The following is a 22,012-nucleotide window of genomic DNA, read 5'->3' as shown; positions in this document are numbered from 1 at the left end:
CTGCGAACTTTGGTGATGTGACGGATACCGAGTGGCGGACGGTGACATTCCACGCGACGATCGACTCCGGCTATGCGGAGCAGACGATTGAAAACATCGCCGTTGTCGATGGGGGCAACCTTAATGAACCAGATGAACCATCAACGGACATCGAAGTGGAGCCGAAAGATCCAGTGCTTGAATCGGAGAAAACGGCAATCTTAATAGAAAAAGGCGAAGGAAACACCGATGAAGAGAATGCAGAAGTAGGCGACACATTACTGTATACGATTCAAGCGCGTAATACAGTAGAGGATAGTTTAGTGAAAAATCTGATTATCCGTGATGAACTGCCAGAAGGCCTAGAATATGTGCCTGGCACATTAATGGTCGATGGGGAAGCCGTCACCGATGAAAACGATGAGGATGCAGGCTATTACGTAGATGGCGAAATCGTCGGACAGTTCGGCGATGTCAGGAATACGAACTGGCATACAGTTGCATTCCAAGTGACAGTTGGTGAAGGGCAAGCAAGTCAAGATATTGAAAACATCGCAACAGTGGATGCAGACAATATCGACGAGCCGGAACAGCCACACGAAGTGGTTCTCATCTATCCACGTGAACCAAAATTGGAATCAGAAAAGACAGCGGAGAACCTAGAAGGGAACGCAGACTTCCATGCAGGGGATACGGTTGTTTATACGATTCAAGCGCGTAATACAGTCGGAGATAGCGTCGTTGAAAACCTTGTCCTTTCCGATGTTCTTCCAGACGGACTACGCTTTGTCGAAGGAAGTCTTGAAGTAAGTAACGGAGGAACAGGAGACTACGAAGATGGTGTCATTACGGCAAGCTTTGGTGATGTGTCAGATACAGACTGGCGTATGATCACGTTCCAAGCAACGATTGAAAGCGATCAATCAGGAAACACGATTGAAAACGTGGCAACCGTTGAGGCTGACAATGTGGAAACACCAGGAACTCCATCTGAGTCGATCACGGTGGAAAAGGAATCATCACCTCCACCACAGGAACCAGAGGAGCATCAGCCAGAACCGAATCCAGAGCCAAAACCAGAAAAGCCGGAAGAAAAAGGTGATGAATCAAAGCAACCAGAAGAGACATTACCAAATACAGCAACGAATAACTTCAATATCTTCCTAATGGGCTTCATATTATTAGTAGCTGGAGCTGGCATATGGTATTGGAGAAGGAAGAAAGTACGTGTAGAATAAGACGAAGAGACCTTTCCCTTATAGTTAGGGAAAGGTCTCTTCGTAAATTGGGATACAGTGTATTCAGAGATTTTAAAGAACCGGGCAAGAAAGGTATAAAATCGAGGACATTTGTTCGGTTTCTCATTTATTAAAACACTTTTGTCCCTGCCTCATTTTGTCATTTTTACTTGTTCTGGATGATCCAAATGGTCAAAACTAGTATGTTCAAACTGAACATAATCAAGATCCTCGTTATAATGGATCTCCATCCCATCAAAATACCAATAATCATCTTCTGTTACAAAAAAAGTAATATTTTCTTTTATTACTTTAAAACACCTAGAAGGTGGTTCTTCTTTTGCCACACCTACTGAAAAACCTCCAGACCCAACTCCACCTACACGTACAAATAAACGTAAGGAATCACCAGCTTGAAGGGGAATTTCTTTTTTATATAAATAAGCAGCTTCTTTAGATATTTTTAAATGCAATGGTTTCTTCCTCCTAACCTGTATCCACCTTACCATACAATACGTAACTTTTCTACATAGATAAGAGGGATTTCATTTCTTACATCGAAAGTAATGTTAGGATAAAAAAGGAGTGATACAATGTCAAACATTGAAGCAGTAGAAAGAGAATTTAGGGAGTACGTTAAGAAAATAGAAGATTTTAATGAAGCTCTTTCAGTACTTGCTTGGGACTCTAGAACCGGGGCTCCCAAAAAAGGAGTGCAACAACGTTCAGAAATTATAGGAACATTGTCAACTGAAGTGTTTCAATTATCAACATCTAATCAAATGGCTGATTTCATTGAGAAGCTAACAGAAAAGGATGTTTACAACCAGCTCTCCATTATTACTCAAAAGACAGTAGATGAATGCAAAAAGAAATATGAGCGAAATGTAAAGATACCAAAGGAAGAGTATAAGCAATACGTGATGTTACAGGCTGAATCAGAATCAATTTGGGAAGAAGCAAAGGATCAAGCTGACTTTGACATGTTCCGACCTTACCTGGAGAAGCTTCTTGAATTCAAAAAGAAGTTTATTCGTTATTGGGGATACAACGAACACCCTTACAATACACTATTAGATGATTATGAACCGGGCATTTTCATTGATACAATTGACCACGTTTTTTCCGAGTTGCGTGATGGACTTATTCCGCTAGTAAAAGGAGTGTCGGAATCTCTTAATCAGCCTCAGACAGATTTTATTTATCGAGCATTTTCAAAAGAACAACAAAAGAATTTAAATATGGATATCTTGAATGAAATGGGTTATGACTTCTCCAAAGGACGGTTAGATGAAGCTGTACACCCTTTTGCAATTGGAATAAATCCTAACGATGTTCGTATTACGACAAAATACAAAGAAGACGATTTTAAGCTTGCTTTGTTTGGCACGATTCATGAAGGTGGTCATGCGTTATATGAACAAAACATTTCTGAAGAGTTAATAGGTACACCTTTATGTGATGGAACTTCAATGGGAATACATGAGTCTCAATCATTATTTTGGGAGAAATTTATTGGTAAGCATTATTCTTTTTGGGAGCGAAATTATCAAGTATTAAAGAAGCATTCAAACGGACAGTTCGATCATGTTTCGTTAGAGCAATTTTACTTTGCCATTAATGAGTCAAAGCCATCCCTTATTCGAATTGAAAGTGATGAATTAACCTATTGCTTACATATTATTCTACGATATGAATTAGAGAAATCGTTAATTGAGGGGAGCTTAGAAGTAAAGGACTTGCCTGAAGCTTGGAATGAGAAAATGAAAGAGTATTTGGGTGTAGTGCCTGCTCATGATGGGGAGGGTGTGCTTCAAGATGTTCATTGGTCCTTCGGTGCATTCGGTTACTTCCCATCCTATGCACTTGGCTACATTTATGCTGCACAAATGAAAGAAGCGATTGTTCGTGACCTTCCTCAATTTGATCAATATATTAGCCAAGGAGATTATACATTGATTCATGAATGGTTAAAAAAGCATATTCATCACCATGGAGCAACGAAAAAGCCAGCTGAAATCATTAAAGGCATAACGGGTAACGGCATTAACGCACAGCCGCTTTTATCGTACTTAAACGAAAAATACCGTCGCTTATACCAATTTTAATCTAAAACAGAGCTTTTAGATTGTCTTATTTTCAATTTGTATGTTATATTCATTTCCACGAATATAAGGAAGTGAATGAACATGTTAGAATTAATTTGGATGTATACACTTGTATTTCTATTATCAGCTATTCCATTATTAGAAGCAGTTATAGTCATACCATTTGCCATCTTTGCAGGTATGCCGGCTGTACAAGTGACGATTATCGCATTAATTGGCAATTTACTAACCGTCTATTTTATTATTATCTTTATTGAGCAAATAAAAAAATGGCGAAAAAATAAAAAAGCTTCCCAAAAGTCAACGGAGCGCCGTTCGCAAAGAGCCGAACGTATTTGGAAAAAGTACGGATTACCTGGGCTTGCTATTATTGGCCCCTTAATCGTAGGTAGTCATATTACAGCTTTAATGAGCTTAAGCTTCGGTGGTACAAAAAGAGGGGTCACCTATTGGTTAACGTTTAGCTTAATCGGATGGTGTGTCTTAGCAGCTATTCTTGCCCATTTAGGCTTTGATTTGTTTAATACACGAGACCGTGAGTTATTCTAAAAGTAAAAAGTGACTATCTTAATGGTGTATAGTGAGATAGTCACTTTTTACTTAGAGTGGTTTAAAATGATTAAATTGATTCGTTTGAATCGCAAGCTTTTTTAATTTTGAATTAATAAATGAACGATCTAAATCGAGTAATGTTTCTGAATGGATCGCTAGTTGAATATACTGTGAGAAGTCCCAAATTAATTGCTTAATCTCTTGATTGTTTTGTGATGCAATTAGTGCTAGTGAGTCGATCATCGCAGCAACGACAGAAATATCCTCAATACCGTAATGCTTAATTTGATAATAGCAACGATATAAGTAATCTGAGAAACTCCTTTGCTTATTAATGACTCTTAAGCTTTTGTAATCGTCATTGTAATACGAACGGTGTAAATTTTTACTTGCTAGCGTTGATAATATTCGAGCTAAAGCTTTAATTCCATTAATAGCTGTATTCGGATCATTAATACCTGGGGAGAGTGCTCTCAACGTAATCTCAACAAGCTTTGTTAATCCAAAATCGATATCCTGAATAGTCGCTCTTTCATCAGCAAGGTGAAATGATTTTCTATATTGCTTATGGTCCACCTTATCTCGATTTCCCCAATAGGAAAGTAAAGACATTCCCTTTTCAATGTAATCACCTAAGCTAACTTCTACCTTCACAATACTATCATCAGCGCTTGCTTGAGCGATTAATTCATCAATTTCAATGACAAGTAAATAACCAGAATGATTAGCTTGAATGTACAACGGATCGGTTAATTTAATTTCTTCACTCTCCCAATCTTTCCACGGTTCATCCCGAGTCGTTAGTTCTTCATCCTCATAATATTGATGAACAGCATGAATGGTTTTGGATGTAATATGGTGCATTAAATTACTTACTTGAATCCACTTACCGACATGGTGTATAAAGAAAACAAAGAATCCGACACAAATCATTGCGTAAAATACAGCAAATATCGGAGAAATAAAATAATCTCCTTTATCGTTTTGAAGCAATAATAATAATATTAAGGAGTATAAAAAGCCACCGATAAATACGCCTAAAATACGCTGTGTGTTGATATCTGTTAAGAAGTCTTGCATCGTTCTCGGTGAAAATTGTGATAAATATGTTGTAAGTACAACCATAATTGTCGAAAATGAAATCGTTGTCATCGTTAATAAAGAAGAGGCTATTGTACTTAATAGCGATTGTGCTAAGCTTTTATTAATGAGAAACAGATGAATGTGAAGAAATTGATCTAATAATGCGGTCGCAATGGCTAATACCACGGAAATTGTTCCATATAAAGCAGGTATAAACCAGAAATGATTTCTTAAGAAAAGGATTGGTTTGATCGCCTTCATGTTTCATTTCCTCCATATTTGAGAGACCGTTTTGTTTAGTATTTGGAAAGAACGGTTAAATAATGATTAAAATATTAACTTAGGAGTGATAAAAGTGAAAAACCCAACCGATATACAAATAAAAGAACTATTGGAAGAAAGTAAAAGGATAGCTGTTGTAGGATTGTCAAACAACCCTGAACGAACATCCTATCAAGTAGCAAAATTTATGCAAAATGCAGGATTTGAGATTATCCCTGTTAATCCGACAATTGAAGAAGCACTAGAGGTAAAAGCGGTCGCCTCATTAAAAGAAATAAGTGGTACAATTGATATTGTGAATGTATTTAGAAGAGAGGAATACTTACCAGAAATCGCCAAACAGGCTATTAATGTCAAAGTAAAATCCTTTTGGGCGCAATTAGGTATTGAAAATGAAGAAGCATATTCATTATTAAAAGATCAAGAAATACTCACAATTATGAATCGCTGTATTAAAGTGGAATATGCTAGACACCAATAGTGAACATGTATTCATTTCAAACAATATTAAGATTTCATGAAATATTTATGCAGGAATTTAAAAAGTGTTTGCGAATAATGAAATAACCGCTACAATAGATAAGGCAACGTAGTGACGGTCATGGAAACATTTGTTCGTGTGTGCTACAATATTTTTGTAGCATGGTGAAAGGAGTACACAATTTGGTAAGGAATCAGATGGAATATAATGATGAATCAATTCAAGTATTAGAAGGATTAGAAGCTGTTCGTAAAAGACCCGGTATGTATATCGGTAGTACGGACGCTAGAGGGCTTCATCATCTCGTTTATGAAATTGTTGATAATTCAGTAGATGAGGCCTTAGCGGGGTTTGGTGATTCAATCGAAGTAACGATCCACCGTGATCAGAGTGTCTCTATTTCTGATCACGGCCGAGGCATGCCTACTGGGATACATAAATCAGGAAAGCCTACACCAGAAGTCATCTTGACAGTCCTTCATGCAGGGGGCAAATTTGGACAAGGCGGTTATGCAACAAGTGGAGGACTTCACGGTGTAGGTGCTTCTGTCGTTAATGCATTATCTGAATGGTTAGTTGTTGAAATTAAACGAGACGGTCATATTTACAAGCAGCGCTTTGAGAATGGGGGAAAACCTGTTACCGGTTTAGAGCGGGTTGGAAACACTAGAAAAACAGGAACAACCATTCATTTCAAACCAGACTCATCTATTTTCAGCACGACTACTTATAACAGTGAAACGTTAACAGAACGTTTACGGGAAGCTGCTTTCTTATTGAAGGGATTACTGATTAAATTAACCGATTTACGTGGGGAAGGATCAGTACAAGAATTCCATTTTGAGAACGGAATTGAAGCATTTGTTGAATATTTAAATGAAGATAAAGAAACGTTAAGTCCAGTTGTCTTTTTTTCTGGTGACCAAAATGATATTGATGTCGAATTTGCTTTTCAATTCAACGATGGCTATACAGAAAATGTCCTATCCTTTGTCAACAATGTACGTACGAAGGATGGAGGGACACATGAGCTAGGGGCTAAAGCAGCGATGACTCGTGCCGTCAATGAGTACGCTCGTAAAGTAAAGCTCCTTAAGGAGAAGGACAAAAATCTTGATGGCTCAGATATACGTGAAGGGTTTACAGCAATTGTTTCAGTTCGAGTACCTGAACAAATGCTTCAGTTTGAAGGACAAACAAAAGGTAAATTAGGTACTCCTGAGGCGCGTTCTGCCGTTGATGGAATCGTATCTGAAAAGCTATCTTATTTCTTTGAAGAAAATCCTGACATTAGTACAATGTTGATCCGAAAAGCGATAAAAGCAGCACAAGCACGTGATGCGGCTCGTAAAGCTCGTGAAGATGCACGTAATGGTAAAAAAAGCAAAAGGAAAGATGTATTGCTAAGTGGTAAATTAACTCCCGCTCAATCAAAGAATCCAAAACGAAATGAACTATACTTAGTTGAGGGGGATTCCGCGGGAGGCTCTGCTAAGCAAGGCCGCGACCGAAAATTTCAGGCTGTTTTGCCGTTGCGAGGTAAAGTAATTAACACGGAAAAAGCAAAGCTTGAAGATATTATGAAAAATGAAGAAATCAGAACGATTATTCATACCATTGGAGCTGGAGTCGGTTCTGATTTTGATCTCACTGATGTCAATTATGACAAAGTCGTTATTATGACAGATGCCGATACAGACGGAGCTCATATTCAGGTGCTTCTATTAACGTTCTTTTATCGTTATATGCGACCACTTTTAGATGCTGGCAAAGTGTATATTGCCTTACCCCCACTATATAAAGTTAGTAAAGGTAGTGGAAGAAAAGAAGTAGTGGAGTACGCATGGGACGAGCGAGAATTAGATACGAAAATTAAAAGTGTTGGTCGTGGTTATATGCTACAGCGTTATAAAGGTCTTGGTGAAATGAACGCAACTCAACTATGGGAAACAACGATGGACCCAACAACTAGAACATTAATACGTGTGAAATTAGAAGATGCGGCTCGTGCTGAAAAACGAGTGACTACGTTAATGGGTGATAAAGTGGAGCCACGCCGTAAGTGGATTGAGTCACATGTCGCATTCGGACTTGAAGAAGAGTCAAATATTTTGGAAAACGAAAATTTAGCTATTATTGAGGAGGAGTAAGCTTGGCACAAACAGAGCGTTACTTAGATCTTCCTTTAGAAGAAGTTATCGGCGATCGTTTTGGCCGATATAGTAAATATATTATTCAGGAGCGTGCATTACCTGATGCCCGTGACGGATTGAAGCCTGTACAGCGTCGGATATTATATGCGATGCATAAGGAAGGGAATTCAGCGGATAAACCGTTCCGAAAGTCCGCGAAAACGGTCGGGAATGTAATCGGTAATTACCACCCTCATGGAGATTCATCTGTGTATGATGCAATGGTTCGGATGAGTCAAGAGTGGAAAGTACGAAACATTTTAATTGATATGCATGGAAACAACGGTTCAGTAGATGGTGATCCTGCAGCTGCTATGCGTTATACAGAAGCGAGATTATCGAAAATCGCTTCCCAATTATTACGTGATATTGACCGAAATACAGTTGATTACATTCCAAATTTTGACGATTCTGAGCAAGAGCCTGTTGTTCTTCCTGCAATGTTTCCAAATTTACTTGTCAATGGATCAACAGGAATTTCAGCAGGATACGCAACTGATATTCCACCTCATCACTTAGGTGAAATCATTGATGGGGTTATCATGCAGATGGAAAATCCGAACGTAACTTTAGAAGATTTACTAACCATTATTAAAGGGCCTGATTTCCCTACTGGTGGGATTGTACAAGGATTAGATGGCATAAGACAAGCGTATCAAACAGGTAAAGGAAAAGTAGTCGTTCGTGCTAAAACAGAGGTTGAGCAATTAAAAGGTGGCAAGGAACAAATTACGATTACGGAAATCCCATATGAAGTAAACAAAGCGAATCTAGTGAAGAAAATGGATGAGCTTCGTTTTGATAAAAAAGTAGACGGGATTGCTGAGGTTCGTGACGATACAGATCGAACGGGTATGAGAATCGTTGTTGAATTAAAAAAAGAAGCGGATGCAAATGCTATTTTGCACTATCTGTTTAAAAATACAGATTTACAAATTACATATAACTTCAACATGGTGGCCATTTCAAGAAAAGCACCTAAACTAATGGGACTTCAAGAGCTGATTCAGGCGTATATTGATCACCAGAAAGAAGTCATCCGACGACGTTCACAATATGACCTTGAAAAAGCGAAAGACCGTCAACACATCGTTGAAGGTCTGATGAAAGCTATCTCGATATTAGATGATGTTATCTCAACAATTCGTGCTTCTAACGATAAAAAAGACGCAAAGAATAATTTAATTGCTCAATACGAATTTACTGAGCTACAAGCTGAAGCAATCGTAAATTTACAGCTTTATCGATTAACAAATACTGATATTACAACACTTGAAGAAGAAGCAGCCGATCTTGAAAGACGTATACATGAATTAGAAGCGATCTTAGCAAGTGAGAAAAAGCTTATTCGAGTTATCAAAAAAGATTTAAATAAAATTAAAAAAGACTTCGCTGATGTCAGAAGAACAGAAATTAAAGAAGAAATCGAAGAAATTAAAATAAATATGGATGTCTTAATTGCTTCAGAGGATGTTATGGTAAGTGTTACACAAGATGGTTATGTTAAACGTGCGAGTATTCGCTCCTATTCTGCCTCAAATGGTGAACTGCCGACTTTGAAGGAAGGTGATCATTTAATTGATTACTTTGAAATGAACACAACCGACACATTGCTCTTATTCACTAAACTAGGGAATTATCTTTATATTCCCGTACATGAGCTTCCAGATGTCCGTTGGAAAGAGATGGGGCAGCATGTCGCAAACATCGTTTCGCTTGACCGAGAAGATAAAATTATTGCTGCAATGCCAATAAAAGAGTTTACTGATGAATTTTCGTTGTTATTTATTACACGTAATGGTATGGCTAAACGTTCAATGCTATCACTATACCAAGCACAGCGTTACTCCAAACCACTTATGGCAATCAAATTGAAAGCTGACGATGAGGTCGTTTCCGTGTTTAAAACAAATGGCGAACAAGAGTTGTTCATCGCTACTCATCAAGGTTACGGATTATGGTTTAGTGAGTCGGAAGTAAATGCAGTTGGTCAACGGGCAGCTGGGGTAAAAGGGATTAGCTTAAAAGAAAATGATTATGTCGTTAATACTGAATTATTTACACTCGATGAAAATGTTGAATTTTTAATTGTCACGCATCGTGGAGCAGCTAAGAAAGTAGCAATAAGTGAATTTGATAAATCAAGCAGAGCGAAAAGGGGCTTAACATTATTAAGAGAATTAAAATCAAACCCTCATAGAGTCGTTTCATGTATTAAGATTTGTCAGGATGATACAGTAGCCTATGCTTTGTTAACAGAAAAAGGAACTAGAGAGGAAATAAATCCAAAGCTGCTTCGTAAGAGCGATCGATACAGCAATGGCTCCTTTTTGATAGATGCTAATGTAACAGGCGACGTCATCGATGTGATCAAATACCGAACATGATCCATTGAAATAAACCGAGGTTTAACGATCTCGGTTTATTTTCTGCAAATTAAATTTCATTCTTAAAACAAAGGAGTGAAAAAATGAGATGTATACTATTATTTTTTGTTTTCGTCTCAATATAATACGTATACTTGATTTTTGATACAAAAAAGAATATCACTTCATTGGTTCCGATAATATATATTATGTAAACTAGATAGAAGTAACGTATAATTTAAAATATTCTCCTTCTTTTCATCGTACAAAATGAAAAATTTAAAAACATTTTATTTAGACAGGATAATTAAGAACTAAATAATAAGAACCCATTATTGACCTGCTTTTATCAATGGGTTCGCATTATATTAATTTAGTATAATTCACATAAGTATTTTAGTTATCATCGTATTAATAGTTTCTTTCTCATACTTTTAGTTATTTTCTCTAACTCTTCTGGTCTATTAATCTCCGATGACCAGAGCTTTCACAGGTATTTCAATAGAAAATTATTCTGTATGAATAATAAACTGTTTTGTTCCCTTATCAACCATAAATTCCTCTTCATATATCATTTCTGCGGTTCCCTCACGTAATTTATACTTATCTATATCAGCATTAGGATCTATTTCAAAAACCATCACTTTATACAAAAGGTCATTTTCAATCACTACTTCCACCTTTTGCCCATCTGTAAGATATAAGAACTTATTAGCCTCAAACTCTTCTTGGTCGTCCCTCCAAATTGGGTGTTCTCCAATATATTGACGTTCTTCCAGTGGTCTAATTTCTAAAATGTACTCTTGCACAATACTATCTCGCACTGAAAATTCAACTTCCGAAACATATTCATCATGACTATTATCAGAATAACAAGATATCAAAAGCAAAAATAGTAACATACTACTATATTTCATTATTTCACATCCTTTTATTGTCATTTTGTAAATAGATGCTAATAACAGTTTTCGAGTAGATAAATACACTAATATCGTTGTATTAATATACACACTTTGCATATTATTGACAGTTATGTATACACTTTTACTTCATTTTTCGTTATGTCATCAGAATTATTTCAACGGACACTTTTTCAATCACAAAATCTATGTATAAATAAGACAAGACAGTTTGTTTAATATTTTGAGATTTAGATAACATCATAACTTATACTTTGCCTTATATAAAGCTTGATTATCATCATTCTTCAAAGCCATGTAAAGCGCAAAAAACCAGCCTATTATGATCCATCCTGATAATAAATTTACAACTGCAATCGTTATTCGATTATGTTTTTTCCTTTTATAGGCAATATAAGTCGGGATAAAATGAATAAACACCACTCCCATAAATGCTACAAGCTTGAAAATAGATTCCATCGTTCTCCTCCTCTGTATTTATAAAAATTTCAAATATAAAATTCAATATATCAATAAAAGTGTTTACTTTATATAATCTAAACGTCCTAATTATTTAAAATATAATTTTGGAAATCGGGTACTAATATCTATTAGTGTTAAATCAAGTAATGTAAAGAGAACGGAGAAGCTGTTCGTGACATGTACTCGTAAACAAAATCAACTTCTTCGCAGATAGTCCTCAAAAAATAAGAGTATTTCAAGATTTCCCTTGAAACACTCTTATCCTTTATGTTAAAAACTATTACTCTCCTCGTGCTCTATTCGCTTGTTCGATCGCTGCATTGATTTGATCTACAACTGATTGGTATGCATCATCGACTGCTCCACCGTTATAAACGGTTTCAAGCGCCGTTTCTGTAATCCGACGTGCTTCCGGAATCATATCCATAATAGCTCCTTGAGTAGCATAATTAGACGTTGTCGCTTGTAGCTGATCGACAGTTACTTTTAATTGTGGCATTGTTTCATATGCCTCTAGGACAACCTCTTCGTCATAAGCTGCTGGGTTAATGGCAAAATATCCCGTTCCAACATGCCACTGTGCTTGAACTTCTGGTGTTTGTAGAAATTTCATAAAATCCCAAGCTGCCATTTGCTCAGCTTCTGGTTTACCATCTACCATCCAAAGGCTCGCCCCACCAATAACAACGCCATTTCTTTCTGTATTTTCAGGATGAGGCAAAAATGCAACTCCTACTTCAAATGGAGCATTTTCTACAACATTTTTCACACTTGCCGATGACTGTAAAAACATTGCAACATCACCTGACATAAATCCAGAAACCATATTATCACTATTTGTCCCATAATTAGCAAACGTATCGTCTTCAATCATACGCTCAACCCATTCAAAAACCGATTTTCCTTCTTCATCTGTAAAGCCTACCTCTGTCGGTGTACTACTTCTTCCGTTATCATTGTTCATAAGCAATGCACCTTGATTCGCTAGCAGTTGTTCATATAACCAACCATAGGCCTGCAAAGCAAAGCCCTTCATATCTGGATTGGATTCAACAATTTGACGTGAGGCTTCTTCTATTTCTTCATAGGTTTCAGGTGGTGAATCAGGATCAAGTCCAGCCTCTTCAAAGGCATCCTTGTTATAATACATAACAGGTGTTGAAGAGTTAAATGGCATTGAATAAAATTGATCGTCTATTTTATAGTAATTAATAATATTGTCTTCAAGGCTACTCATATCATAACCATCTGCATCAACTAACTCTTGAATCGGGGTGATATGTCCACTATGTACCATCGACATTGTTCCAATTTCAAAAACCTGAATCATCGTTGGAGCACTGTCTGTTCCTGCAACACTATGAAATTTTGTTAATGCTTCATCATAAGAGCCCTGGTATTCTGCTTCAACAACCACATCATCTTGAGACTCATTATACATATCAACTAATCCATCAAGTGCTTCTTGTAATGCCCCACCCATTGCATGCCAAAACGTTACTGTAACAGGTCCATCAGTGATTTGCCCTTCATCATTAGTTCCCTGATCTTGATCTGCATTTTCTACCTCATCTGTAGAATTATCCGGTTCATTTCCTTCTTCTCCAGTCACTTCATTGTTGTTACACGCGACTGTAACTAGCATGAAAGCAAGCAATACGATAAAAGCTAATCCTTTTTTCATTATTAACTCTCCACTCCTCATCATCATTTCTTTTTTAATTTATCATCAATGAATAACACATTGGTTATTCAAGAATGCCTTATTTAAGTGCTCCTTCTGCCAATCCTCTTTGTAATTTCTTTTGACCTAGAAATAATAAGATTAATGTTGGTAATACAACAATGATCGCTCCAGCCATAATAATGCCCCATTCATTTAATTGCTCTTGAGACTGTAGCTGCTTCAAACCAATTTGTACGGTTCGGACAGAATCATTTGTCGTTGCTAATAATGGCCATAAGTACATATTCCAAGAAGATAAGAAACTATAAACGGATAAGGTTAACAAGCTTGTGCGCGCAACAGGCAGAACGATTTTAATAAAAAATTTAAAATCACCCATACCGACAATTTCACTAGCTTCTTTTAATTCAATTGGAATTTGCTTAAAGTTTTGTCGTAATAGAAACGTTCCAAAGGCCATCGCAAAAAACGGTAGCGTTAGGCCAATATAGGAGTCTATAAAGCCTAGGTCACGAATCGTATGAAAATTAGGAATAATGGAAGCTTCAAAGGGAACCATCATTGTCGCAATGAATATAAAAAATAGCACATCTCTTCCCTTGAAATGGAGAAACGTAAAAGCATATGCAGCCAAGCTAGCCAAAGTAAGCTGGCCGATCATAATCAAAATGGAAACAACAAAGCTATTAATTAAATAATTCATAAGTGGAAACCGTTGAAAAACGTGAATGTAATTATCAAACGTAATCGATGTAGGAATGATTTTACCTGTCATAATATCTTGTCCTGACATAAAGCTCATACTAAAAGCCATTAAAGCAGGTGCAAAAATAAGAAAGGCTGAAATAATTAGTAAAATGTAGAGGATGATTTTTTGAGATGTGGGCATTCTCATTGATAATGAACCTTCCTTTCACCTAGTTTGAATTGAACAAATGTCAGAACTAGAATAATTGCAAATAAAATGAAAGCTTGTGCGCTTGCCATACCATATTGATAATTCATAAACGCATTTTGGTATATGGAATAAACAATTAAATTCGTTTCATTTTGCGGTCCGCCTCGAGTCAATAAATCAATTTGACCGAATGTTTGAAAGGCGTTAATCAATGTAACGGTTACAACGAAAAACAGTGTCGGTGATAGCATTGGCAGCGTAATACGTCGCAGCTTATAAAAATAACTTGCACCATCAATGTTCGCACTTTCATATAAATACGAATCAATTGATTGTAAGCCACCTAGTAAAATTAAAAACGTAAAGCCAACATTCATCCAAATCGTTGAAATCGACACAGACATGAGTGCCCATTGAGGATCGGTTAACCAACCAACAGCTCCAATACCAAATATACTTATCAATTGATTAAGCCAACCAATGGTAGGATGAAAGAGAAACAACCAAAAAACGGATGCTGCTGCAACTGATATACCCATTGTTGACGAAAAAATGGTTCGAAAAATCCCAACACCTTTTAGTTTTTCGTTCGCAATAATGGCTAAAAATAACCCTAAAAGTACCGTACCTGGAACGATATATAAAACAAACAGAAAAGTAGACATTAAGCTCTTTTGAAATATAGGAGAAGTAAAAATAGCTATAAAATTATCAAGACCAACAAATACAGTAGGACTACCACTATTATCTGTTAAAAAAAAACTTAAATAAATGGTTCTCCCTAGTGGGTAAAATAAAAACAAACCAAACAAAACAATAGAGGGAAGTAGAAATAGCGTGCCTTTAAGAAACTGCATACGTTTTCTTTTTCGTTTTGCTTTTTCAATGGCTGCATCACCAATGATTGAATCTTGATTTACGATCACTTCATTCATATTGCTACGACCTCTTTTGTACCACCAACCGTCGCTGCTTTGACGAGCTGACCTGTTTTTTTATCAAAAAAGCATAATGAATCGATTGATAGCTGGATTGGAACCTTATCTCCCATTCCAATTCGCCATTGTCCAAGCCATTTGGCTGTCCATACCTCTTGTCCAATTTCAAAAGAGAGTAAGGTTTCATTCCCTAATTGTTCAACATTTATGACTTCAATTAAATGAGTGATTTGCTCATGATTACTATGAGCAATATGCTCTGCACGAATTCCGATCATGTATTCTCTGTCCCTCGATAAGCTAGTCATATTTATTGAATTAGTAGGAATCTTCAGCTCTCCTTCAACTAGCAAATTGGCACCACTTTCATCAAATAACGCTCTACCCATGTTCATCTTAGGAGAACCAATAAATGAGGCAACGAACGTATTGGCAGGTTCATTGTATAGTGTGATCGGCTCACCTAGCTGCTGAATATGACCATCATTCAATACCATAATTCGATCTCCCATTGTCATCGCTTCTACTTGATCATGAGTGACATATATCATCGTTAACCCTAGTTTTTTTTGTAAACGTCGAATTTCCATTCTCATATGAGATCGTAACTTTGCATCTAGATTAGACAAAGGCTCATCCATTAAACAAAGAGGAGCTTCACTCACAACGGAGCGAGCCAATGCTACCCGTTGTCGTTGACCACCTGACAATTCTTTCGGTTTTCGTTTTAAGAGTTCCGTTAATCCCATCATTTCAGCCGTTTCATGCAGGCGGCGCTTTTGTTCTTGTTTATGTACTTTTTTTGCATGGAGCCCGAACAATATGTTTTGTTCGACCGTTAAATGAGGATATAATGCATAATTTTGAAATACCATTGATAAATGACGATCTTTTGGAGGTAAATGATTGACGACTTTATTGTTTATTAAAAGCTTTCCATCCGTAATGTCTTCCAAACCAGCTATCATTCGAAGTAACGTACTTTTTCCAGAGCCGGATGGGCCAACTAAGACAAAAAACTCACCCTTTTTAATCGATAAATAAATTTCTTTTAAAACATGAGATTGTTTGTCATATGATTTTGAAATATTTATTAACTCAACTTGATTCATGTAATCGCCTCCTCACTTGTATTAAAACATAGAAAATATCACTAAATAATTGAATTAACAGATTCTATACAAAATATATACAAAACATTAATTGATTTACAATTTATACAATCTATATTGTCATCCTGTTTTGTCTTGTTCACCTCTCGTGCAGTGGAATAAAAAAAGAGTAGAATCCATAGTGGACTCTACTCAATATCAATCTATGCTTTTAATACATCATGGTCTACATAACGCTCACCATTTAGTTCACTAATGACATTAATCGCTACCTTCGCACCATCACCAGCTGTAATAATGGTGTGTACACTTTGATCCGCAACAGTTCCAGCAGCCCAAAGACGTTCTTTATTCGTTTTACCTGAAGAATCAACATCGACAACGTTTTTAATACGAGGCTCAGATCCCTCTTTTGTGGTAATTCCACTCTTTTCAGCTAATTGCGCAATAGCTCCCGTTGCTAGAATCACATGCTTTGTTAAGTATGTACCATTTGCCGTTTCAAGCACATATTCATCAGCCTGTTCAGAAATTGATAGAACTTCCTCTTCCTTCAAGTCAGCACCAAATTTTGTTGCTTGCTCCTTTCCTAATTCTAGAAGTTTAGGACCTTCAATACCATCTACTCCATAATGATTCTCCACCCATGCTCTCGCTGTCATACTTTTACCATGATCTAACAATAATGTTTTCTTACCGGCCTTCGCTGCAAACAGAGCCGCGCTTGCACCAGCGGGACCTGCACCAATAATCGCAATCTCATAAGACATCTAATCACTCCTTTTAAAAAGTTATTTCTATTTTATCTAATGTTGGAGAAATAATAAAAATATATGCTTATCTTTTAAAAATCAGCTTGGTGATAGCTTTCTAATCGATTAAATGTGACGATAGCGGCAATCAACAGGATCGCAATCAACATCACACTACTAAGACTAACTAACCATAAACTGGACGAAGACGTTTCATTTATAAGTAACATCGCTTCATTGCTTATATTTCCAGGGCTCCATGTCATATATTTCGGAAGCAATGTAGTTAATATACTAATTGTGCCTAATAGAATAACACTAACACCGGCAATTCCCCCAGCATGTTTCAATACTGTACTCACAAATGTCGTAGCGGCAATCACTAAAAGTATCCATATACTATACATAATCATACTAGAAATCATTGCTTGAAACGTGATGGTTGAAAATAATAGACTCGTATAATACCAACTCAGAGCATAACCGAAAAAGAGAGAAACAATTAGTAGAAACGCATGAGCGGCAAACTTACTCATAATATATTGAATTGAATAAACAGGTCTAGCCATAATCAATGTTAACGCACCACTTCTTCGTTCATGAGCGATCATTCCCATCGACGCTAAAATAAATAGAAGGGTTCCAATCGTGCTATATTGCGATAATACACCGCTTAATACTTCTTCGCCTGTAGGTGTTGGAAGTTCAATAACAGTGCCTTCTGGTAGATTTCCTGCCATTTCAAGAATTTGTGGCATAAAATAAGTCGTGATCGGTTGTGAAATTCCAAGGATAATCAATGTAATAGGTAGCCATATCCATTTTCCGTTTTTCATGCTTTCAACCATTTCTTTTTTAAACAATATCCAAAATGTTCTCATAGTTCCATCACCTTTAAATATGCGTCTTCTAACGATTCCTTCACTAATTCATAGTGCGTAACAACTGCCCCATTTTTCAAAAGAGCTGATAGGATCTGAGTCCCTTCTGTTTGGTGTTGAATATGAATGAAAGCTGTTGTGTCATCTACAATTCGATAATCGTTGATGGTGCTTAAATGATCTAGGTGTTGCGCTACATTCCTTTCTACTGTAAGTTTAAGATTGATTGAATGCTGCTCTTCCTGCAAATCATCTAATTTACCTTGCCACTTTAACTGTCCTTCTTTTAATATGAAAATATCATCACAAACCTGTTCAGCATCATGGAGAATATGTGTAGAAAAAAGAATCGTCATTTTCCCTTTTAATGATTGAATTAACTGTAAAACATCGCGACGGCCTTGTGGATCTAGTGCTGAAACAGGTTCATCTAAAATTAATAATTTTGGTTCATGAATGATTGCTTGAGCTAATCCAAGCCTCTGTCTCATCCCTCCTGAAAACCCTGCAATTTTCTTTTTTTTAGCAGATGTCAAACCAACAAAGTTTAACACTTCATCGATCTTAGCATGAAGTTCATTTTTGCGAATATGCGCTAATTGCCCTGACAATTGTAAAAACTCACTAGCAGTCATCCAGTTAAAGAAAGAAGGATGCTGAGGTAAGAATCCAATTTCTGAACGCATGTCTCCTTTAGATAAATGAGAGAAATTTATCCTACCTGACGTCGGTGTTAATAATCCTGCAAGCATTTGCAATGTCGTCGTTTTACCAGCTCCATTCGGACCGAGCACAGCCACACAAGAGCCTTTATTAATTGAGAAGGTTAATGGATGAACAGCAGTTTGTTCTTTATATTTCTTTGAGAGCTTCTTTACTTCAATAATCATCTACTCACTCCTTAGTTGTTTTTTCGACCGAGAATAAAATACAATATTGCTCCAATAGGATTCATGCATAATATAAGCAAAGCCCACATCCATTTAGGACCGTTGGTACCTTCTTGACGTATTAAACTAATCATTGCAATTATGAATAAAATCCCTTGTAGAACAAAAATCGGCACTAGTAGCATTAACAAATCTGAATCAATCGTATTCATCTTTATACACTCCTCTTATTTTGTTTTCGGTATTGTGGCCATCTAACAAATAGAAAATAAAACAACGTCGGCATAGGAAATTGAAGTAACCCCCAAATACCCCAAAACCATTTGTAGCTCCCTCTTTTTTGAGCATCTCTAAAAAGAAAGATGCTTTGAACGAGTAAAGTGACAGCTAACAACATGATGATCCTTATATCCCATTGAGTGTTCTCAATCATGAAGTCACCTTCTTTTTTCTTTTGTTTAGTAAGAAAAGAATAAGAGGTGCACCTACTAATGTTACACATTGTATGATTACAAATGCATGAAAGGACTGGAGAATAACGGCTATTGTAGCTATCATGATGAATACGGAAGAAACAAGAAATAAATAAAACTCTTTCTTCATTGCACGTTGTTTTTCTTTTTGAGCTTGCTGTATCTGTCGTTCTAAATAGGCTGCATCGACCCATTCATCTCCAATTTGATTAAGCTTCTCCCAATCTGCCTTTAACGACTGTACCAACTGGCGATGATCTTTATCCTGTTCACTCAATTCTATTCATCTCCTTTCGCACGTTTTTAATGCCATAATGGACCCTAGACTTAACAGTACCAGCTTTTACTTTTAACATTTCGCCAATTTCTTCATACGTATAGCCATAATAATAATGCAACAATATTGGCATTTTAATCGATGTTTCTAGTTGGTTGAACTCCGCAAAGTAATCACTCCATTCCATTTGTAGTTGATCACTTTTCCACTTTAATTGCCTCGACAGGATCACCTTCATTTGTTTCATTAAATTGATATCACGCTTTTCCTTCCTCTTTTTGTCAACGTACACACGTGAGGCAATTGAAATAAGCCAAGTCGAAAATTTACTATCTCCACGAAATGTATGTAAACGTAAATACGCTTTTAACATCGTATCCTGACTTATATCAGCACTAATTTGCTCATCTAATGTTAATTTAAGTAAATAATTAAACAAAAATGAATAATAACGTTTATATAACATCGAAAAGGCCTCTTCTTCTCCTTGCATTGCACGTTCAATGAGTATCCAATCATCTTCCTCCATTTAAAGCCTCCTTATTATGTGGACATTATTGTGACGTTTGGAGATATATAATCGTTCATTTAATCTAAAAAAATTAATAAAATTTTTTTAGAGCGTCGTCTTTAGTTGCTACAATTACTATTTTCAACCTGAAAAAGGTGCTTGATAAGGTTAAATGTAACCTTATCAAGCACCTTTATCAAATACAGTTATTCATGGAAATTCGTTCCGTCTGTTGTTGCTTTAATCACACCTGTACGAACAACGAAATCACCAAAATGCTCGCCATCTTCTCTCTCTTTCGCATATCGTGTAAGCAGTTGCTTCAATTCAGATAAAATGTCTTCTTCACCAATATTTTCACGATATAGTTTACTTAAGCGACTCCCGTCATGGGCCGCACCTATATACATATTGTATTTACCTGGTGCTTTTCCGATGAACCCAATTTCAGCAAGTGTTGGCCTGGCACAGCTGTTAGGGCAGCCAGTCATTCTAATCGTAATTTCCTTATCACGTAAACCAGCCTCATCTACAATCACATCCACTTTATCAATAAGTGTTGGTAAATAGCGCTCCGCTTCAGCCATTGCAAGGCCACAGGTTGGTAACGATACACAGGCAAGTGAACTACGGCGTAATGCTGAATAAGGAGAACCATCCGTTAAACGATACTTTTCAATAATTTCAGTAATTTGCTTTTTCTTCTGACTCGTGACATTAGCAATGACAAGATTTTGATTAGCTGTTAACCTGAAATCACCTGTGTGGACCTTCGCAATCTCTCTTAATGCTGTCATAAGCTTATAATCATCCGTATCAACTATACGACCACCTTGTACAAATAAGGTGTAGTGCCATCTACGTTGCACACCTTTTTCCCAACCATAACGATCACCATTATGGTCAAAATGAAAGTCGCGCGCGTCCTCAAGCTTCCAACCGAGACGGTTTTCTAGCTCTTCGACGACATTCTCTAATCCTAAACGATCAACCGTATACTTAAACCGAGCATTTTTACGAACAGAACGGTTACCGTAATCGCGCTGTATCGTAATAATTTTCTCAGCGACATCTACCATTTGCTCTGGCTTACAAAAGCCAATAACCTTTCCAAGCTGAGGATAAGTGGCCGTGTCACCATGTGTCATACCCATACCGCCACCAATGGCTACATTAAATCCAACGAGTTTGTTGTTTTCAATAATCGCAATATAACCAATATCTTGAGAGAAAACATCAATATCATTAGATGGTGGAACGGCGATACCAATTTTAAATTTTCGCGGTAAGTATAATGGACCGTACATGGGTTCAACTTCCTCAACCTCAGGTGTACTTGCTACTTTCTCCTCATCTAACCAAAGCTCATGATAGGCTTTTGTACGTGGCAATAAATCATCACTTAGCTTTTTAGACCATTCGAATACTTCAGCATGAACAGCAGATTGATATGGGTTTGGATTACACATCACATTACGGTTTACATCGCCACAGGCTGCAATCGTATCAAGCATCGAAGCATGAATCTCTTGAATCGTTTTCTTCATGTTCCACTTTAAAATTCCATGCATTTGAAATGCTTGACGAGTCGTTAGCTTTAACGTGCTATTTCCATACTTTTGTGCTAATTCATCCATTACGAGCCATTGTTCAGGTGTCGATACTCCACCAGGTGTACGAACTCTAAGCATAAATTGATAAGCTGGTTCTAGTTTTTGTTTTTGCCTTTCATTACGTAAATCACGGTCATCTTGAAGATAACTTCCATGAAACTTCATAAGACGATTATCATCATCAGGAATTCCTGAAGTGATTTGATCTAGCATCGATTCCTCTAATGATCCACGTAGGTAATTACTTTCTTCTTTTATTCGTTCAACATCACTAGGTGAACCTTCAGGTGCTGTTAACTTTTGATTAGCCATGTTGC

General features: G+C 36.8%; 22 protein-coding genes. 6 read left to right on the top strand and 16 right to left on the bottom strand.

Features of this window, described 5'->3' with window-relative positions; translation table 11 throughout:
* The coding region (locus ACERJO_RS09950; protein WP_373647375.1) for an isopeptide-forming domain-containing fimbrial protein at positions 1-1,217 on the top strand (1,217 nt) is incomplete at its 5' end.
* A gap of 152 nt (positions 1,218-1,369) precedes the next feature.
* Here the strand turns inward: ACERJO_RS09950 and ACERJO_RS09945 are convergent.
* Positions 1,370-1,690, bottom strand: coding sequence for an iron-sulfur cluster biosynthesis family protein (locus ACERJO_RS09945; RefSeq protein ID WP_373647374.1), 321 nt, complete (start codon positions 1,688-1,690; stop codon positions 1,370-1,372).
* A gap of 120 nt (positions 1,691-1,810) precedes the next feature.
* Here ACERJO_RS09945 and ACERJO_RS09940 point away from each other — a divergent pair, with 120 nt between their 5' ends.
* Together ACERJO_RS09940 and ACERJO_RS09935 are read left to right on the top strand one after the other, a co-directional pair.
* Positions 1,811-3,325 carry a carboxypeptidase M32 gene (locus tag ACERJO_RS09940; protein WP_373647373.1) on the top strand — a complete coding sequence of 505 codons (1,515 nt, stop codon included), beginning with the start codon at positions 1,811-1,813 and terminating at the stop codon, positions 3,323-3,325.
* Positions 3,326-3,406: 81 nt separating this feature from the next.
* Positions 3,407-3,874 (top strand): small multi-drug export protein, encoded by a 468-nt coding sequence (locus ACERJO_RS09935; protein WP_373647372.1) that lies wholly within the window; start codon positions 3,407-3,409, stop codon positions 3,872-3,874.
* A gap of 51 nt (positions 3,875-3,925) precedes the next feature.
* Here the strand turns inward: ACERJO_RS09935 and ACERJO_RS09930 are convergent, their stop codons facing one another.
* Entirely contained in the window at positions 3,926-5,221 is a 1,296-nt protein-coding gene (locus ACERJO_RS09930; RefSeq protein ID WP_247107573.1) for a DUF2254 domain-containing protein, read from the bottom strand.
* 88 nt (positions 5,222-5,309) lie between these two features.
* Here ACERJO_RS09930 and ACERJO_RS09925 point away from each other — a divergent pair, with 88 nt between their 5' ends.
* From ACERJO_RS09925 to parC, 3 genes are all read left to right on the top strand, one after another.
* Positions 5,310-5,723, top strand: a complete 414-nt coding sequence (locus tag ACERJO_RS09925; RefSeq protein WP_373647380.1) for a CoA-binding protein — start codon at positions 5,310-5,312, stop codon at positions 5,721-5,723.
* 161 nt (positions 5,724-5,884) lie between these two features.
* The gene (gene parE, locus ACERJO_RS09920) at positions 5,885-7,873 is read left to right on the top strand and encodes a DNA topoisomerase IV subunit B (protein WP_373647371.1); all 1,989 of its coding nucleotides are present in this window, start codon (positions 5,885-5,887) and stop codon (positions 7,871-7,873) included.
* A 2-nt stretch (positions 7,874-7,875) separates the two neighbouring features.
* Positions 7,876-10,302, top strand: a complete 2,427-nt coding sequence (gene parC / locus ACERJO_RS09915; RefSeq protein ID WP_373647370.1) for a DNA topoisomerase IV subunit A — start codon at positions 7,876-7,878, stop codon at positions 10,300-10,302.
* A gap of 488 nt (positions 10,303-10,790) precedes the next feature.
* Here parC and ACERJO_RS09910 read toward each other — a convergent pair whose 3' ends face one another.
* From ACERJO_RS09910 to cysI, 14 genes are all read right to left on the bottom strand, one after another.
* Positions 10,791-11,198, bottom strand: coding sequence for a hypothetical protein (locus tag ACERJO_RS09910; RefSeq protein WP_373647369.1), 408 nt, complete (start codon positions 11,196-11,198; stop codon positions 10,791-10,793).
* 243 nt (positions 11,199-11,441) lie between these two features.
* Positions 11,442-11,660, bottom strand: coding sequence for a superinfection immunity protein (locus tag ACERJO_RS09905; RefSeq protein ID WP_373647368.1), 219 nt, complete (start codon positions 11,658-11,660; stop codon positions 11,442-11,444).
* A 283-nt stretch (positions 11,661-11,943) separates the two neighbouring features.
* Positions 11,944-13,347, bottom strand: coding sequence for an ABC transporter substrate-binding protein (locus ACERJO_RS09900; protein ID WP_373647367.1), 1,404 nt, complete (start codon positions 13,345-13,347; stop codon positions 11,944-11,946).
* A 79-nt stretch (positions 13,348-13,426) separates the two neighbouring features.
* Positions 13,427-14,239 carry a carbohydrate ABC transporter permease gene (locus tag ACERJO_RS09895; RefSeq protein ID WP_373647379.1) on the bottom strand — a complete coding sequence of 271 codons (813 nt, stop codon included), beginning with the start codon at positions 14,237-14,239 and terminating at the stop codon, positions 13,427-13,429.
* 2 nt (positions 14,240-14,241) lie between these two features.
* Complete coding sequence (locus ACERJO_RS09890) at positions 14,242-15,183, bottom strand: carbohydrate ABC transporter permease (protein ID WP_373647366.1); 942 nt, start codon at positions 15,181-15,183, stop codon at positions 14,242-14,244.
* Entirely contained in the window at positions 15,180-16,298 is a 1,119-nt protein-coding gene (locus ACERJO_RS09885; protein WP_247106661.1) for an ABC transporter ATP-binding protein, read from the bottom strand. Before ACERJO_RS09885 ends, ACERJO_RS09890 begins: the two co-directional genes overlap by 4 nt.
* 203 nt (positions 16,299-16,501) lie before the next feature.
* Positions 16,502-17,068 carry an FAD-dependent oxidoreductase gene (locus tag ACERJO_RS09880; RefSeq protein ID WP_373647365.1) on the bottom strand — a complete coding sequence of 189 codons (567 nt, stop codon included), beginning with the start codon at positions 17,066-17,068 and terminating at the stop codon, positions 16,502-16,504.
* Positions 17,069-17,142: 74 nt separating this feature from the next.
* Entirely contained in the window at positions 17,143-17,931 is a 789-nt protein-coding gene (locus tag ACERJO_RS09875; protein WP_373647364.1) for an ABC transporter permease, read from the bottom strand.
* Complete coding sequence (locus ACERJO_RS09870) at positions 17,928-18,821, bottom strand: ABC transporter ATP-binding protein (RefSeq protein WP_247106664.1); 894 nt, start codon at positions 18,819-18,821, stop codon at positions 17,928-17,930. Before ACERJO_RS09870 ends, ACERJO_RS09875 begins: the two co-directional genes overlap by 4 nt.
* A gap of 11 nt (positions 18,822-18,832) precedes the next feature.
* Positions 18,833-19,033 carry a PLD nuclease N-terminal domain-containing protein gene (locus ACERJO_RS09865; RefSeq protein ID WP_247106665.1) on the bottom strand — a complete coding sequence of 67 codons (201 nt, stop codon included), beginning with the start codon at positions 19,031-19,033 and terminating at the stop codon, positions 18,833-18,835.
* A gap of 2 nt (positions 19,034-19,035) precedes the next feature.
* Positions 19,036-19,254, bottom strand: coding sequence for a transcriptional regulator (locus ACERJO_RS09860; protein ID WP_247106666.1), 219 nt, complete (start codon positions 19,252-19,254; stop codon positions 19,036-19,038).
* Complete coding sequence (locus ACERJO_RS09855) at positions 19,251-19,571, bottom strand: DUF5345 family protein (RefSeq protein ID WP_247106667.1); 321 nt, start codon at positions 19,569-19,571, stop codon at positions 19,251-19,253. Before ACERJO_RS09855 ends, ACERJO_RS09860 begins: the two co-directional genes overlap by 4 nt.
* Positions 19,564-20,100, bottom strand: coding sequence for an RNA polymerase sigma factor SigY (gene sigY / locus ACERJO_RS09850; RefSeq protein ID WP_247106668.1), 537 nt, complete (start codon positions 20,098-20,100; stop codon positions 19,564-19,566). The genes ACERJO_RS09855 and sigY overlap by 8 nt, the downstream gene beginning before the upstream one ends.
* A gap of 188 nt (positions 20,101-20,288) precedes the next feature.
* Positions 20,289-22,007 (bottom strand): assimilatory sulfite reductase (NADPH) hemoprotein subunit, encoded by a 1,719-nt coding sequence (gene cysI / locus ACERJO_RS09845; protein ID WP_373647363.1) that lies wholly within the window; start codon positions 22,005-22,007, stop codon positions 20,289-20,291.
* Positions 22,008-22,012: the final 5 nt, after the last annotated feature.

This window comes from Halalkalibacter sp. AB-rgal2 (genome assembly GCF_041821005.1).
In the GTDB taxonomy this organism is placed as follows: Bacteria; Bacillota; Bacilli; order Bacillales; family Bacillaceae_D; genus Halalkalibacter.
Note: the sequence above shows the minus strand (reverse complement) of the source record. Positions and strands in the feature narration are given on the sequence as shown.